The sequence below is a fragment of the Erythrobacter sp. genome (assembly GCF_011765465.1).
Taxonomy (GTDB): domain Bacteria; phylum Pseudomonadota; class Alphaproteobacteria; order Sphingomonadales; family Sphingomonadaceae; genus Erythrobacter.
This window is the reverse complement of sequence record NZ_CP050265.1, coordinates 2,781,534-2,796,926: the sequence shown is the minus strand read 5'-3', so window position 1 is coordinate 2,796,926 and position 15,393 is coordinate 2,781,534. Positions and strand designations below refer to the sequence as shown.

Annotated in this window: 16 protein-coding genes; 5 read left to right on the top strand and 11 right to left on the bottom strand. The window is 64.4% G+C overall.

The annotated features are described in order from the left end of the window. Nucleotides 1-47: 47 nt before the first annotated feature. From G9473_RS13485 to G9473_RS13475, 3 genes are all read right to left on the bottom strand, one after another. Nucleotides 48-1,241, bottom strand: a complete 1,194-nt coding sequence (locus G9473_RS13485) for an efflux RND transporter periplasmic adaptor subunit (RefSeq protein WP_291133887.1) — start codon at nt 1,239-1,241, stop codon at nt 48-50. A gap of 316 nt (nt 1,242-1,557) precedes the next feature. Continuing rightward, complete coding sequence (locus G9473_RS13480) at nt 1,558-1,857, bottom strand: DUF1153 domain-containing protein (RefSeq protein WP_034905904.1); 300 nt, start codon at nt 1,855-1,857, stop codon at nt 1,558-1,560. Further along, complete coding sequence (locus tag G9473_RS13475) at nt 1,857-2,252, bottom strand: hypothetical protein (protein ID WP_291133885.1); 396 nt, start codon at nt 2,250-2,252, stop codon at nt 1,857-1,859. The genes G9473_RS13480 and G9473_RS13475 overlap by 1 nt, the downstream gene beginning before the upstream one ends. Nucleotides 2,253-2,422: 170 nt before the next feature. Here G9473_RS13475 and mnmA point away from each other — a divergent pair, with 170 nt between their 5' ends. Further along, nucleotides 2,423-3,592 carry a tRNA 2-thiouridine(34) synthase MnmA gene (gene mnmA / locus G9473_RS13470; RefSeq protein ID WP_291133883.1) on the top strand — a complete coding sequence of 390 codons (1,170 nt, stop codon included), beginning with the start codon at nt 2,423-2,425 and terminating at the stop codon, nt 3,590-3,592. 3 nt (nt 3,593-3,595) lie between these two features. On the opposite strand, the gene G9473_RS13465 is transcribed toward mnmA, so the two are convergent. Continuing rightward, a complete protein-coding gene (locus G9473_RS13465; RefSeq protein ID WP_291133882.1) occupies nt 3,596-3,937 on the bottom strand; it encodes a hypothetical protein in 342 nt (113 codons plus the stop codon). A 35-nt stretch (nt 3,938-3,972) separates the two neighbouring features. Between G9473_RS13465 and G9473_RS13460 the strand changes: the two genes are divergently transcribed. Then, complete coding sequence (locus tag G9473_RS13460) at nt 3,973-5,115, top strand: serine hydrolase (RefSeq protein ID WP_291133881.1); 1,143 nt, start codon at nt 3,973-3,975, stop codon at nt 5,113-5,115. On the opposite strand, the gene G9473_RS13455 is transcribed toward G9473_RS13460, so the two are convergent. Beyond that, a complete protein-coding gene (locus G9473_RS13455) occupies nt 5,112-5,942 on the bottom strand; it encodes a PhzF family phenazine biosynthesis protein (RefSeq protein WP_291133879.1) in 831 nt (276 codons plus the stop codon). The genes G9473_RS13460 and G9473_RS13455 overlap by 4 nt on opposite strands. A gap of 10 nt (nt 5,943-5,952) precedes the next feature. Then, on the bottom strand, nt 5,953-6,630 hold the full coding sequence (gene pdxH / locus G9473_RS13450) for a pyridoxamine 5'-phosphate oxidase (protein WP_291133878.1): 678 nt from the start codon (nt 6,628-6,630) through the stop codon (nt 5,953-5,955). Between the two features lie 252 nt (nt 6,631-6,882). On the opposite strand from pdxH, the gene G9473_RS13445 reads away from it, so the two are divergent. The 3 genes from G9473_RS13445 to fabI are packed head-to-tail and all read left to right on the top strand — an operon-like array spanning nt 6,883 to nt 9,746. Further along, entirely contained in the window at nt 6,883-7,872 is a 990-nt protein-coding gene (locus G9473_RS13445; protein WP_291133876.1) for a DnaJ C-terminal domain-containing protein, read from the top strand. 4 nt (nt 7,873-7,876) lie between these two features. Beyond that, entirely contained in the window at nt 7,877-8,914 is a 1,038-nt protein-coding gene (locus tag G9473_RS13440) for a YihY/virulence factor BrkB family protein (protein ID WP_291133874.1), read from the top strand. A 7-nt stretch (nt 8,915-8,921) separates the two neighbouring features. Next, nucleotides 8,922-9,746, top strand: a complete 825-nt coding sequence (gene fabI, locus G9473_RS13435) for an enoyl-ACP reductase FabI (protein ID WP_291133872.1) — start codon at nt 8,922-8,924, stop codon at nt 9,744-9,746. Between the two features lie 255 nt (nt 9,747-10,001). Here the strand turns inward: fabI and G9473_RS13430 are convergent, their stop codons facing one another. From G9473_RS13430 to G9473_RS13410, 5 genes are all read right to left on the bottom strand, one after another. After that, complete coding sequence (locus tag G9473_RS13430; protein ID WP_291133871.1) at nt 10,002-10,220, bottom strand: hypothetical protein; 219 nt, start codon at nt 10,218-10,220, stop codon at nt 10,002-10,004. Nucleotides 10,221-10,561: 341 nt separating this feature from the next. Further along, nucleotides 10,562-10,771 carry a hypothetical protein gene (locus tag G9473_RS13425; RefSeq protein ID WP_291133869.1) on the bottom strand — a complete coding sequence of 70 codons (210 nt, stop codon included), beginning with the start codon at nt 10,769-10,771 and terminating at the stop codon, nt 10,562-10,564. A gap of 452 nt (nt 10,772-11,223) precedes the next feature. After that, entirely contained in the window at nt 11,224-12,402 is a 1,179-nt protein-coding gene (locus G9473_RS13420) for a hypothetical protein (RefSeq protein ID WP_291133867.1), read from the bottom strand. 35 nt (nt 12,403-12,437) lie between these two features. Then, nucleotides 12,438-14,615, bottom strand: a complete 2,178-nt coding sequence (locus G9473_RS13415; protein WP_291133866.1) for a polysaccharide biosynthesis tyrosine autokinase — start codon at nt 14,613-14,615, stop codon at nt 12,438-12,440. Between the two features lie 10 nt (nt 14,616-14,625). Continuing rightward, nucleotides 14,626-15,309, bottom strand: a complete 684-nt coding sequence (locus G9473_RS13410) for a polysaccharide biosynthesis/export family protein (RefSeq protein ID WP_291133865.1) — start codon at nt 15,307-15,309, stop codon at nt 14,626-14,628. Nucleotides 15,310-15,393: the final 84 nt, after the last annotated feature.

Here is a 15,393-nt window from a genome sequence, read left to right as displayed (position 1 = left end):
ACTGCCCGGCCGGCCCGCGCGCGCCTGTGTCGGTCGGCAGGCCAGCGTCATTCCCGCCCGGCGCGGCGCGGGTTCACCGTCTCGCCCGGATTGAGGAAGCCGCCCGCCTTGAGCACGATTTCCTCGGTCCCGTCGAGGCCCTCGATGATGGCGATCCCGTCGGCGGTCACCATGCCGGTGCGCACGCCGACACGCTGCGCCTTGTTCTCGTTGTCGACGACATAGACGAAAGCGCCGTCATCGTCGGCCAGCACCGCGCTTTCGGGCAGGAGAGTCGCGGTCACGGCGCCCGAGTTGATCCGCGCCGTGGCAAAGCCGCCGGGACGCAGCTCGGGGGCGAAGGGCAGCGCGATGCGCGCCGTGCCCTGCCGGGTCTGCGGGTCGATCACCGGGGAAAGCTGCCACACCTGGCCGGAAAACTCCTTGTCCGAACCGCTCGGCACGACGGAGGCCGGAATGCCGACCGAAAGGCTCGCGAGCTGGTCCTCGCTGACCTGCGCGAGCACTTCCATCTCGCCGCCGCTCGCGATCCGGAACAGCGCGCCGCTGCCCGCCCCGACCGTCTGGCCCGGCTCCACATTACGTTCGAGGACATAGCCCGAGGCCGGCGAAATCACGTTGAGACGGGCGTTGCGGGCCTGCAATTCCTCGAGCTGCGCTTCGGCCACGCGGACCCGGGCGACCGCCGAATCGCGCGTGGCGCGCAGGCGGTCGACATCCGCCTTGGAAACGAAGCCACGCTCGACCAGCTGCAGCGCACGTTCGAGATTGGCCTCGGCAAGCCGCGCATCGGCGCGCGCGACCTCGACCTGCGCGGCCTGCGCCTCTGCCTGCTGACTTTGCACGGAGCGATCGATCACCGCGAGCACTTCGCCCGCGCGCACCCAGTCGCCAGCATCGACCCGCACGCTCAGGACCTGCCCGCCTTCGCCCGCGACGCCGACCGGCATGGGCCGCCGCGCGGCGATCGTGCCGGGAACCTCGACCGTGCCTTCGATCGTGGTGCGGCCGGGAACGACGACGCTCACCACAGGTGCCTGCGACTTGTCGTCGGCAGCCGGAGTCGGCTGGCCGCCCGCAAGCGCGAAGTAGGCGGCGATCGCAAGCAGCAGGGCGAGCAGCCCGCCGCCGCCGATCAGCAGCCAGCGCAGCAGCGGGGACTCCTGCGTCCCCTCGCCCGCGGCGACTTCGGCCGGAACGCTGTCCGCCGCCTCTGCCGTGATGGTCGTCTCGTAATTCATTGCGCTTCCCTCGAGACCGGCCGATCGCTTTTCACGTGTCATGCCCCGGCCGATCGCGTCCACCCGCGAGGGCAGCCGCCGATCTGATGGTGTATTATATGCCTAGTGCACCTTGCGCAACCTACATAGGGAGCCGCGCGCGCGGCGGCAATGCGCGGTTCGACTGATGACTTGGAGCCTAGACGAAGGACGAGCGCGTCGGTTCCAGCCTTGCCCGCGCGGCAGCCGCTTCCGCAGGATCTCACGCGCCCATAAGCAAGCGCCCGGCGGCGCACCGGGCAGGCGCACCGCCGGGCGGGCTTTGCGGTGGTGGAATTCAGAAGTTGAGCTGCCGCTCGTATTTCTCGCGGTAGAACTGGATCTTGGTGACGCGCAGGCCGTGCATCCCCACCCGGTCCACCGCGCGCTGCCACGAGGCGAATTCCTCAAGCGTCAGGCCATAGCGCTCCAGCGCCTCGTCGAGGGTGAGCAATCCGCCGTTGACCGCGGCGACCACTTCGGCCTTGCGCCGCACGACCCAGCGCTTCGTATCGGGCGAAGGCAGGTCCTCTAGGGTCAGCGGCTCACCGAGCGGGCCGATCACCTGAGCGGGGCGGATGTCCTGGTTCTCAATCATCAATCGTCTCTCGCATCGCCTGTTGCCGCATCCCCTTCGCTTGCACGAAGAATGCCGCCCGAGGCTTTGCGAGCCTCTAAATCATCAGGGTTAACAGGTCGTTCGCCTTGTCCGAGAGCGGCAAAGTAACGCGCCGCCGCATCCCCGAAACTGGCCGCATTGGCCTCGATATTCCGGTCGGCATCGCGCCGCAGCAGCAGCCGCAGGTCGCGCGCCGCGCCGAGTCGCGCGTTGAGCTCGCTCCAGTCGATCGCGCGAAGGGCTTCGCCGCCCCGTGCTGGCCGATCACCGGCCTCGGAACGGGCCACGCCTTCACGAGCCCGGGCGTCCTGCCCCGCGCGACCCTCCGGGCGGGACTGCGCCAAGGGAATAATCGAGTTGGCCTTTTCGAACATGGGCTGCGTTCTAACGCGCGGTTCTCAAGATGTGGTAAAACCCGAATTTACCAGCGCTTAGGAATACCGCTTGTCGATCTCATAACCTCGCTCGGCGCAGGGCGCGCGGCGCGAAGCGCGGCCGGGGGTGGCGAAAGACGCGCCGTGTGACTATATGCGCCCGCGTTTCCATGGACACCGCCACTCGCCTCGATGCCGGCCCGCTTGCAGGGCTCGACGCCGCTTCGCTGTTCGACCTGCCCCGCCCGGCGGCCGAAAGCCGCATCGTCGTGGCGATGAGCGGCGGGGTCGATTCGTCGGTCGTCGCCGCCCTGGCTTCGGCCAGCGGGGCGGAAGTGATCGGCATCACGCTCCAGCTTTACGACTATGGCGCGGCGACCGGGCGCAAGGGCGCGTGCTGCGCGGGCGACGACATTTCCGATGCGCGCGCGGTGGCCGATCGGCTCGGCATCGCGCATTACGTGTTCGATCATGAAAGCGCCTTTCGCGAAGATGTGGTCGACCAGTTCGCCGACGAATACCTCGCCGGGCGCACACCGGTGCCCTGCATCCGATGCAACATGGGGCCGAAGTTCACCGACCTGTTCCGCATGGCGCGCGAGCTGGGCGCGGACTGCCTCGCCACCGGGCATTATGTCCGCCGCGTGCCTGCCGAGGGCGGCCCGCATCTCTACCGCGCGCTGGACCCGGCGCGCGACCAGTCCTATTTCCTCTACGCGACGACGCAGGCGCAGCTCGACTACATTCGCTTCCCGCTCGGCGGCCTGCCCAAGACGCAGGTGCGCGAGCTGGCCGAGGTGGCGGGGCTGAGGAACGCGGCCAAGCCCGACAGCCAGGACATCTGCTTCGTCCCCGACGGCGATTATGCGAAGATCGTCACCAAGCTGCGCCCCGAGGGCGGCACGCCGGGCGACATCGTCCACGCCGCCACGGGCGAGAAGCTGGGCGAGCATCAGGGCATCGTCCATTTCACCGTCGGCCAGCGCAAGGGTCTCGCCATAGGCGGCCAGCCCGAACCGCTCTATGTCATCGGCGTCGATGCCGAGAGCCGCGAGGTCCGCGTCGGGCCGAAGCGGATGCTCGCTGTGACCAGCGCCGAGGTTATCGAGACGAACGCGATCGGCGACGTGCCGGCCGAGGGCCTGACCGCCAAGGTCCGCTCGATGGCGAAGCCGGTTCCCGTGACGATCGAAGGCGCGATGGGGAACGGCAACTCCATCCGCATCCGCTTCGCCCAGCCCGAATACGGCGTCGCGCCCGGACAGGCGGCGGTAATCTATGCCGGCGAGCGGGTTGTCGGCGGCGGCTGGATCGATGCGACCGAAGCCGTGCGCGCCTAAAACTCAGCCCTCCCAGGGCTCCAGCACGCAGCCATAGCCTTCGCGGTAGGTCGCCGTGGTGTCGGTTACGAGCGGGAAGCGCGCGGTGACGCTTTTCGCCCGCTCGTCGTCGACCAGCGTGACCAGTTCCATGCCTGCGAGCTTGTCCTTGGCGCAGTCCTCGAGGCTCCGCCCGGCCACGAAGCGGCATGAGCAGGCGACCCGCGCAGCATAGGCGGTCCCGACTTCGGCATAGCCTTCGATCGGTTCGCGATAGGCGAGCGCGGCGGCGGCAACTCCGCCGACCACCAGCAGCAGGAACCACACGCCGAGGCGCGATGCGAGAGAGCGTTTCGAATTTGACATTGCCAAGCCTGACCGGTTCGGGGATTGGGAGCGCGATGATGTTTCGAGACCAGCCTGTTAGGCGCGCCGCCTGCCTCGCGCCAGCCCTTCTTCTCGCCGCCTGCGGAGCCTCCGCGCCGCCCTCGCCCGCGCCGCTGACCGACGAGTCGCGCGCCGCCGTGACCGACAAGGCGGGCGCGCCGAGGGAGCAGCTCGCCCGCGAGATCGACGATCTTTTTATGATGGACGGGCTCGGTGAGACGCGCGCGGTCGTTGTAATGGCAAACGGCGAACTCGCCGCCGAACGCTATGGGCAAGACTACGACGCCGAGACGCGCTTCGTCAGCTGGTCGATGGCGAAGACGGTGACCGCGGTGATGATCGGGATGCTGGTCGCCGACGGCCTGCTCGCGCTCGACGAGCCCGCGCCCGTGGAACTGTGGCAGCGCCCGGGCGATCCGCGTGCGGGGATCACGCTTCGCCACCTGCTGCAGATGCGCTCCGGCCTGCGACACACCGAATCGGGCGATCCGCCCTACGAATCCTCCGAGGTCCGGATGCTGTTCCTCGACGGGCGCGACGACATGGCGAAATGGGCCAAGGAACAACCGCTCGAGGCGGAGCCCGGAGAGCGGTTCGAATATTCGTCGAACACGACCGTGATCCTTGCCGATATCGCGGCGAACGCGCTGACCGACAGCAACGATCCCGAGGCGCGCCGCAAGGCCGTGGCCGATTTCCTCGAAGCGCGGCTTTTCGGCCCTCTGGGCATGACCTCGATGGTCCCCGAATTCGATGCGTCCGGCACGCTGATCGGCGGGAGCCTGATGCACGCGACCGCGCGCGACTGGGCGAAATTCGGCGAGTTCCTGCGCCGCCGGGGCCGCGCGCCGGGCGGGGAGCAGCTCGTGCCGAGCCGCTGGGTTGAGGCGATGACGACCCCCAGCCCGAAGAGCCCGCATTACGGCCTGCAAACGTGGCTCAACCGCCCGGTCGAAGGGCTCGAATTCCCGCACCCGCTGTTCCCCGACCGCGCCTCCGACGAGCTCTTCTCGCTGATCGGGCATATGGGGCAATATGTCCTCGTCGCCCCCGACCGGCGGCTGACAGTCGTGCGGCTGGGCCATTCGGACGCCGAGCAGCGCCGCGCCATGCTCCAGCAGGCGGCCGACGTGATCGAGCTTTATCCCGAACGTTAGAGCCGGAACGCGCCCTCGACGACCGTGACACAAGGCCCGCCGAGCCAGGCGCGCTGGTCCTTGCCTTCGCCTTCGAGCCGCATGGTGAGGTCGCCCCCGCGGCTCGAAGCCTGGTGCGCGCGCATTTCGAGCTTGCCCAGCCGTTCGGCCCAGAACGGGGCGAGCGCGGCGTGGGCGCTGCCGGTCACGCTGTCCTCGTCGACGCCCCATGCGGGCACGAAAACGCGGCTGACCACGTCGTAATCGCTGCCCTCGTCGGCGGGCGCGGTGCAGATCGCCATGAGGTCGATCCCGCGCAGGGCCGTCATGTCGGGGGCGAGCCCGCGGATTTCGGCTTCGGACTGCATCGCGACGATCGCGGTCTGCTCGGCCCCGTACCAAGAGAGGAACACCTCCCCGCGAAAGCCTATCGCGCCGAGAAGGTCGGGGTGCGAGGCGCGCTCGACCAGCGTGACGGGCAGCGCGAGTTCGTAGCCTGCGTCGGCCTTGACCACCTCGAGAATACCCGCCCTGCGGGTGCGGAAAGTGACGCGGCGGTCGTGCCCGAACCGCTCCGGGTCGGACAGGAGGACGTGCCCGCTCGCCAGCGTCGCATGGCCGCACAGCGCGACTTCGTCGGTCGGCGTGAACCAGCGCAGCTCCCAGTCCGCCTCGCCGCTCCGGTCCCGCACGACGAAAGCGGTCTCGGCGAAGTTGTTTTCCTCGCCGATCTGCTGGAGCACCTCGTCGGGCAGCCATTCGTCGAGCACCATGACGGCGGCCTGGTTCCCGGCAAAGGGCTGCGCGGCAAAGGCATCGACGTGCCAGTAGGGGATCGTGTCGGTCATGCGCGTTGCCTCACGGATAAAGGAGCGTGTCGGTCCAGCCGAGCGCATCGCCCGCGCCCGACAGGGTGAAAAGGCGGCGGTCGTGGAGCCGGTTGTCGCGATCGCGCCAGAACTCGATCCGCTGCGGCGAGAGGGTGAAGCCGGTCCATTCCGGCGGGCGCGGAACCTGGCCCGCCGCCTCGTGCTCCTCCCAGATCGCCTTCACCCGGTCGATATAGGTCTGGCGCGTGTCGAGCGGACGCGACTGGTCGCTCGCCGCCGAGCCGACCTGGCTCTTGTAGGGGCGCGAGTGGAAATAGGCATCGGCGCGTGTCGGAGAGACTTCGATCAGCGGGCCTTCGATGCGGACCTGGCGGCGCAGGCTTTTCCAGTGGAACAGGAGCGAAGCCTGCATATTGGCCCGGATCTCCCCGCCCTTGCGGCTGCCGGCATTGGTGAAGAAGGTGAAGCCGCCGCCGATCACGCCGTAATCCGCGCCTTCCTTGGCCCCGTGGCCCTTCAAGAGCACCATCCGCACGGACGGCGCGCCGTCCGGCGTGGCAGTGGCGAGCGCCATCGCGTTGGGATCGTTCACTTCGCTTTCCTGGGCTTCGGCCAGCCACTGCGCGAACAGGACGAAGGGATCGGCGCCGGAGGGAATCTCGCTGTCGGCGAGCTGGGCATCGTCGAGGGTGTCGGGAGTGGTCATCGATGGTTCCGGCAATCTGTTGGTATGGAAGGCAAGAGCCGCATCGCGCGCGACCCCGGACAGGAAATCCGCGGCCCGTGGAGCGGTTCCACGGGCACGGCGTCGCGCAGGTCGGGGCCCGGCGGGCTGCGGAGCCGGCCTTAGGCCGGGCGCGCCGCGGGCGAAAGGGGGAGCCGTCCCCTGCCCGAACATCCGCAACTTGCATCGCGCGCAAACTTGCGCGGCCTCGCTGTTGCACCTAGCTAACACGCTATGTCCGACCCTTACCGCACACTTGGTGTAGCGCGCACCGCCTCCGAAAAGGAGATCAAGAGCGCCTATCGCAAGCTCGCCAAGGAACTCCATCCCGATCGCAACAAGGACAACCCGACAGCCGCCGAGCGCTTTTCGGACGTGACCAAGGCGTATGACCTGCTTTCCGACAAGGACAAGCGGGCGCGATTCGACCGGGGCGAGATCGATGCCGAGGGCAATCCACTCAACCCCTTCGCCGGCATGGGCGGTGGCGGCGGTGCGCGCGGCTTTCGCGGGAACTACGGGCCCGGAGGTGCGCGCGGCGGCTATCGCGACCAGGGGGCCGGCGGGATGGGCGCGGAGGACCTCGATCTCAGCGACCTGTTCGAAGGGCTGTTCGGCGGTGGCCGCTCGCGCGCCGGCGCAGGCCCGCGCGGGTTCGGGCAACGCCCGCCGCCTCCGCCGCCCAAGCGCGGGGCCGACATCCATTATCGCCTCGCCGTGCCTTTTACCGATGCCGCCGCGGGCCGCGATCAGCGCATAACGCTGGCCGACGGCAAGGCGATCAGCCTCAAGCTGCCCGCCGGAGTCGAGACGGGAACGCAGATGCGGCTCAAGGGCAAAGGCCATTCCGGGCCGGGCGGCGACGGCGACGGGATCGTCACGGTCGAGGTCGGCCCGCACCCCTTCTTTCGCCGCGAAGGCGACAATATCCGCATGGACCTGCCGATCACGCTGGGCGAGGCAGTGCGCGGGGGCAAGGTCAAGTGCCCGACCGTCGACGGCCCGGTAATGCTCACGATCCAGCCGGGGACCAATGGCGGCACGGTGATGCGGCTGAAAGGCAAGGGCTGGACGAAAAAGGGCGAAATGGCCGGCGATAAGCCCGCTCGCGGCGACCAGCTGGTAACGCTGGAAATCCAGCTGCCCGATGACGTGTCGGAGCTTGAAAAGCGGCTCGATGGCTGGGTCGACACCTCGAAGCCGCGCGAGAAATTCGGGCTCTGACCGGGTGGCGGGGCAGACCTCCTCCCTGCGCTCTTCGAAGCTTCCCCCCGCCGAGGAGCGCGAGATCCGCTCGCTTTCGCCGGAGGCGCGCCGCCACGCCTCGCGCACGCCCCGTCCGGAAGAGCCGTCCCCCGGCCTGCGGCGTGTGATCGCGCGCCGGGTCGGACCGGGCACGCGCACCTTCGAAGTGACGAAGCGAACGCTGGTGGGCACCTACCAGGACGGATTCATCCATGCCGGCAACCTCGCCTATCTCTCGATGCTGGCGATCTTTCCCTTCTTCATCCTCGGCGCGGCGGTGTTCCAGCTGGTCGGCGGGGCGGAGCGGACCTCGCAGATGATCGCGGCGGTTCTGGTGACGCTGCCGCCGACCGTCTCCGACACGATCCGCCCCGTCGCGGCGAACATCGTCGAAGCGCGTTCGGGCTGGCTTTTGTGGCTCGGGGCGATCGTCGCGCTGTGGACCGTCTCGAGCCTGGTCGAGACGATTCGCGACATCCTGCGCCGCGCCTATGGCACGAAAGCGATCCACGCCTTCTGGAAATACCGCCTGTTTTCCGCCGGGATCATCCTCGGTGCCGTGGTGCTGCTGCTGATTTCGCTTTTCGCACAGGTCGTCATCGGGACCGCGCAGGCGGTGATCGATGCGAGCCTGCCGCAGCTCTCGCAACTCATCGGGACGCTGCGGCTGTCGCGGATCGTGCCCGCGATAGGACTGGCCCTTTCGCTCTACCTCCTGTTCTACAGCCTGACGCCGCACGAATACCGCGCGAAGGCATACCCGAAATGGCCCGGGGCGCTGTTCACCGCGGCGTGGTGGCTTGGCGTGACGACCGCGCTGCCGCCGATCCTGTCGAGCTTCTTCGCCTATGACCTGACCTATGGCAGCCTTGCCGGGATCATCGTCGCCTTGTTCTTTTTCTGGCTCGTCGGGCTGGGGCTCGTTATCGGGGCGGAACTGAACGCGGCGCTGGCGGAGCCGGAAGCGACCGGTGACGAGCCTGCCGGAGACGAAACGGGCCCGGCGCAGACGGAGGAGTGAGACGGAGATGGGCGATCTGATGCGGGGCAAGCGCGGGCTGATAATGGGGCTCGCCAATGACAAGTCGCTGGCCTGGGGCATCGCCAGCAAGCTGGCCGAACAGGGGGCGGAGCTCGCCTTTTCCTACCAGGGCGAGGCGCTTGCGAAGCGCGTGAAGCCGCTCGCGGAGAAGCTGGGCAGCGATTTCACCTTCGAATGCGATGTCGCCGACATGGAATCGCTCGACCGCGCTTTCGAGACGCTGCGCGAGCGCTGGGACACGCTCGATTTCGTGGTTCACGCGATCGGCTTTTCCGACAAGAGCGAGCTGCGGGGCAAATATGTCGACACGAGCCTCGACAATTTCCTGATGACGATGAACATCTCGGCCTACTCGCTGGTCGCGGTGACGAAGCGCGCCGCCGCGATGATGCCGCCGAAGGCCGAGGACGGGAGCGGCGGGGGCAGCATCCTTACGCTGACCTATTACGGGGCGGAAAAGGTCGTGCCGCATTACAACGTTATGGGCGTCGCCAAGGCCGCGCTGGAGACCAGCGTGAAATATCTCGCCAACGACCTCGGCCCGGCGGGCATAAGGGTGAACGCGATCAGCGCCGGCCCGATCAAGACGCTCGCCGCGAGCGGGATCGGCGATTTCCGTTATATCCTCAAGTGGAACGAGCTGAACGCGCCGCTCCGCCGCAACGTCACGATCGAGGACGTGGGCGGGGCCGGGCTCTATTTCCTGTCCGACCTGGCTTCGGGCGTGACCGGCGAGGTGCACCATGTCGACGGCGGATACCACGTGGTAGGCATGAAACAGGAAGACGCGCCGGATATCGCGCTCAGCTGAACGAAGCTGATTGGATTGGACGCGCGTGGGCAGGGGAGTTGCGGAACCTGACCATGCGGGCCGCAAGCTTCATTGTTCAGGTCAACGGCGAGACATTGGACAATTGGCGCGTCGCTGTTCGCGAGCGGGCAACAAACGCGTAGTTGGTTCACAGGCTGGTGTCTTTTCCCGGAGGCATTTCCGCGGTAAGCCACTGCAAATTTAACAAAAAAAGGGCCCGAAACCGGGCCCTTTTCACTCGAAGTTATGAGCGCCTTAAGGGCTGACCGCGTTGTCATCATCATCGTCTGCAATGATGATGATCCCACCGATCACAGCGGCAGCGCCGAGGAGGGCGAGAACGAGGCTCGAACCGGCAAGTTCGCTCTCGCCTTCTACAGGAGCGATGGACCGCTCAAACGCGGTTTGTGCAACGGCGGGAGCCGCAGCAAGCGACACTGCAGCGGTCGCAAGAGCGAAGGTTTGGAAGCGCATTCTTGATCCCCTTTTCGAGCGATTCTTTGTCCTTATAGCAGAGGTGGGGGTTACTAACAAGTTAGCCGACATGAAACCTTTCGCATTTTTTGGCGCTGAACCGCGCAACTCGCTCGAATTGCGTCACTGCGAGGCCAAGTCATGATGGCATATTCATTCCGATAGCTCCTCAGCGAAACACGTTAGACCCCTGATCAACGGTCGTGGTTGCTGTCTGAATAAGCGATCGGAACCGGAGCGCGAAAAGGGGAGGCAATCGACAAAGTTCAGCATGGAGGAATTGTTCCTCGACATGCCCTGCAGCGGCGGGGCGAGGCTTCCCAATTCAAATGTTGCAAACCTCAGGGGCTGACGGGATCGTCATCATCTTCGGTGAAAGCAAGAATGCCGATGGTAGCGACGCCTGCGATAAGGGTCGCTGCGATGATGCCAGCCCCGCCGCCAATCTCATTTTCTCCCTTGACCGGGGCAACAGTTGGAAAAGACTGGGCAAGAGCCGGGGTGCTAACCAGCGCAAGGGCACCTATGGCCGCGGCAGCGAATGTGAACATGGGCTTCTCCTTTGTCGCCCTCACCCGTTACATATCGAATGTTTTCAATTCGTGAACTGGCGTACCAGACGGCTCAACGTGCTACCTCTGTTGCTGACCTCAAGGGAAATGCGTGTTGCGGAGCGCGGGGTTACTCTTGCCGCCCCTTTATTTGCGAAGCAGGCAACCGAGGGTCACGAGGGTAGGTTGTGATGTGGTGTCAGACGGGCAACCTGCGATACAAAATATGATTCCACATATTCATGGAGTTCACAGGTTCCGTAGAATAGCGTTTTCGGTTTCAAGCCGATCAAGATACCAATCCAGGCCGAGAAACTCCTGATGGGATGAAAATCGCACTGCAGTTTGCGAACCCATACGGGGGGAAGCCCGGTATGCAGGCTAACAAGTCCTGAAGCGCTAGGTTTAGAAAGCCGCGGAGCCTTAGCCGCTCTCGCGCCGATGCCGTAAGGTCACTCGGCGCTGCCCAGTGTGATACGGCCCACTTCTGCACGTAAAGTCGGCTCGCCGCTCATTGCACGGGCGTAGAGTTCGAGGCTTAAGCCAGGACATTCCTCTGGAACTTGAGAGACGAGGATCTGGTTGCGTCCAGGGCGGAGTGCCTCCTCGAAAAAGGCGTTGCGCGCATCGCTGCATCGCAGCTGGATCCGCAAGTTTTGCGGGGTTAGCTCTCTGCCGGCTTCCACTCTCATGTTGATCGGGAAAGGGGATTTCGGCATCGGCAAGATACGCTGCGCTACGACGCCTCCTTGTCCAGACCGGGCATAGATCTCGAGACTTTCACCATCCAGGCTCGTTTGACCTCGAAAGTCGTTTTCATCGGCTAGCTTCCAATCAAAGGGAGGGAAGTCCGATTGCCAGGATAGGGCGTCTTCGGAAGGGTCGTCTTTCCCCTCTCCGGCCCTTACGAAATCATAGACACGGGTAGCTTCAGCAAAAGCACCTTGTTGGACAAGTCCTGCGATCAGTCTGCGGTCAAACTCGATGTCGTTGATAAAGAGGTCACCCCGGACACTCGCGAGCACGGGTTGCACGGCACCTTGCCGAGCCGCTCTGAGCAGGAAATCCTCGTGCCAAGGAGACGCCCCGTCCAGCAGGCGAACGAAGGTTGGCGCGGCTTCAGGCGCGGATAGCGCTTGCAACAGGACGGGGTAGAACTGCTCTCGGAAATTCGGATGTACCCTGAGGATTTGGTCAAGCGTGGTCACCACTTGGTCATAATCGCCTTCGGCGAGGGCCTGCTCAAGAACAAGCCCCTGCAGTGCGATATCGCGCCGGTTCAGCCTCGAGGCGAGGCTCAAAATTGCGCTCTTCTGCGCGGGATCGTCAATCGAGGCGGCCAGGATAGCGTAAGCTTTAGGCACTAGAGGCTCGAGGCTGATGGCCGTCAAAGCATCTGGCTTTGCAAGCAATGCCGCACTCTGAACTTCTTCGGGAGCGGTAGCGGCCTCCTGAAACTTGCGAAAGGCGAGTTGCTCGCGGGCGAGGCCATTATGGCTGAGCAATGAAACCGCCTGCTCAGGCCCTTTCCGAGTAAGGACGCTGCTGAAAGCCTGTGCTCCGAGCAAAAGTGCGAGGAGCAAACAGAATATAGTAATCGCCAAGAGTTTGATGGTCTTGCGCTGAATCATCTCAGCGCTCCTGTGCCAAAGAACTCCATACGAGATCAATGATCCGGGAGGGCGTCAGGCGCTTTCCCAGTCTGACCATAGCCGTAACCATAGCCATAGCCATAGCCATAGCCATAGCCATACTCTGCCGCGCGCTGATCGAGTTTCGTCATGACGACACCGAAGATCCGAACGCCGCTCTGCTGCAAACGCCTGACTGCTGCTTCGATCGCCTTGGCCTTCACGCGGTCGTACTCGGACATATACAGCACGCCATCGACGGCCCGCGCTGCCTCGATTGCATCCGCCAAAGAGAGCATCGGCGCGCCATCAATGATGATCTGGTCATAGATTCCGCGCGCCTCGGCGATGATTTCTGAAAGGCGCGAGGTGGCGAGCAAATCGACTGGATTGGGTGGGCGGGGGCCTGCCGGGATGCAGTCGAAGCCGAAGTCATCAATCGGCACAACTTCGTTCGATATCGCGGCCCCGGGACGCGTCAGAAGCGCCGCGAGCCCGCCCTTCCTATCATGCTCTAGATCGAGTGTTTTTTCGAGCCGCGAATTGCGCATATCAGCATCGATCAGCAGCGTACGCCGACCCAGCTGCGCAAAGCTCGCCGCCAGGGCGACAGACGAAATACTCTTGCCTTCCGCCGGCACTGTCGATGTGAGCAGGAGCGCCTTCGGCTCCCCTTCCGGTGTCAGGAAGGCAAGACTCGACCGAAGCGAGCGATAGGCCTCGCTCGTTTCGGAGGAACGAACCTTAAGCTCATCGAGAATGTCCTCACCGCTGAATTTCGGAATCGCGCCGAGCACCGGCAAACCTAGCCGCGCAGTCACATCCTCAGGGCTCCTCAACGTCTGGCTCAGCACCACGCGCAGGTAGACGAGGCCGCCTGCGAACACAAAACTCGCGACGAGGCTGATCAGCATGTTCTGCACCAGCGAGGGAGAAGCCGGTACTTCCGGCACGTTAGCCTCGTCGATTAGCTTGATATTGTTCTGCCCGGCTCCGGACGCTTCGAGTTCCTTGTATCGCTGCAGCAGCGCATCATAGAGAGCTCGGTTGGTTTCCACTTCCCGCTTGAGGATGCCGTATTGAATCCCCTGGTTCTGCTGGCCAAGGAACCTCGACTTCGTTTCCTCGAGCTGAGCCCGAAGTTCTTGCTCCCGCATTCTCGCCGAAGCGAGTGCGGCGGATGCCTTCGATCCAAGCGCGTCGCGGAGCGCCCGAACTTCCGCCTCCTTCTCACGGAGTTCGGCATATTCAGGCCCGAAGTTCTCGCGCAAGGTCGAAAGCTCGGCCTCGGCAACGGCCAGCGCAGAATTGAGTTGAGCATCCTCAGCATTGCCCGCCAGGTCCCCAGATGCCACGGCAGCCTCGGCAGCGATCCGGTCGGTCACGGCCTGCGCCAAAGCCGCATTCAGCGCGGCAAGGTCGGTCGCGATCAGGGTCTGTGCTGCCGTCGCAGAGCCCTCTTGATCGCCCCCCGTGTCGAGCACCAGGATCTCGTTCGTATTGGCATATTCGACCAGTTCTTCCTCCGAGCGTGCGAGCACTTCGCGGAGCTCCTCGATCTGCGAACGCAAGAATTCGCGCGCCTCGATATTTGTACCGAAACGTTTCTCGTAATTGGCCGCGATGAATTCGTCGGCCCAGAGATTCGCTACCGAAGCGGAAACCCGCGGCGAAGGGCTCAGAAACGCGACATCGACAAGGCTCGACTGGGTGATGCCTTCGACACTGATCCGATCGAGGAGAAGCTTCTCGATATCCGCTTCGACAAGATCGTCCTCCTCCTGCAACTCGAACGCAGTCAGAAACTCTTCGTCACGAAGGAGATTACCCGCCTCCACGACCCTCGACGCCATAAAGCGCGATTCAAGCAGTTCGTATTGCGTGTTGAGGTACTGCAGTTCGGAAACCGTGCTCGTTGCCTCGAGCGGGTCTATGTCCGTGACATTCGCGCTGATCTGCGACACCTCGATACGCGCGCTCGCTCTGAATTGCGGGGTTTGGAGCAAGGTGATGATCAGGCCTACGAGCAGGCAAACCACGACGATGCCTGCGATCCAGTAGCGGAGCGTCCTCGCTTCGAGCCAGTAGCGCTCGAGATCGAGATGAAAGCTATCATCGACCCCCGCAGCCGCAACATGACCTGCCTGCTGTTCGACCGGAGCCCCACCTTCGACATAAGGCTGCACGGAGCGCTCGAAACCTGGATTATTCATGCCGGCAGCCTTAGCGAGTCTGTTGGTTAATCAGGAGAACAAGCGGTGCAAGGAGCGGCGAAAATTGCAGGATATTGTCGATCCGCCGCTTGGTGGGCGAGTCGCCGACGATGACGATGTCGTTAGGAAAAAGCTGCGGATCGGGATAATTGCCGCGCTGAATCGCGCCCACATTATACAGACCGACATAACGCTGGCCCTCCACGATCCTCTGCACCACGACATCATCGGTCTTGGCATACTCCGTCAAGCCTTCGGCCTGATTGACCACTTTCAGCAGGGTTGGTTGCCCTACGGCAGGATAAGAGCCTGGGCGCTTAACTTGCCCCCCCACCGAAATCGAAGGCGGCGGGAATTCTTCGGGGATCACCCTCACTTGCGGATCGAGCACGAACCGACCGCGCAACGCATCCTGGATCATCTGCGAGGCTGTTCGCGGCGACACGCCGCCCGTGCGAACCTCGCCGATATAGGGGTAGACGATATGACCATTTTCATCGGTCAGATACTTGCCGCTGAGCTGTTCCGCTCCGACCACCTCGATCTCGAGAACCTCCTGCGGACCAATCCGGTATGATATTTCGCCACGCGGCTCGGGGAGCATCTCAAGCTGTGTCACCTCGATTTCAGGCGACAGACCGATCGAGCGATCAGTGGCACATGCGCCCAGACCAAGGGCAGCGAGAATGATCACAGAGCATCGAAGCACGAGCACGCTTTTCCTTTTATTCTCTGACGGCTTGATAGGGCATTTGGCAGAAGTGCCAAGCCCCAGCCT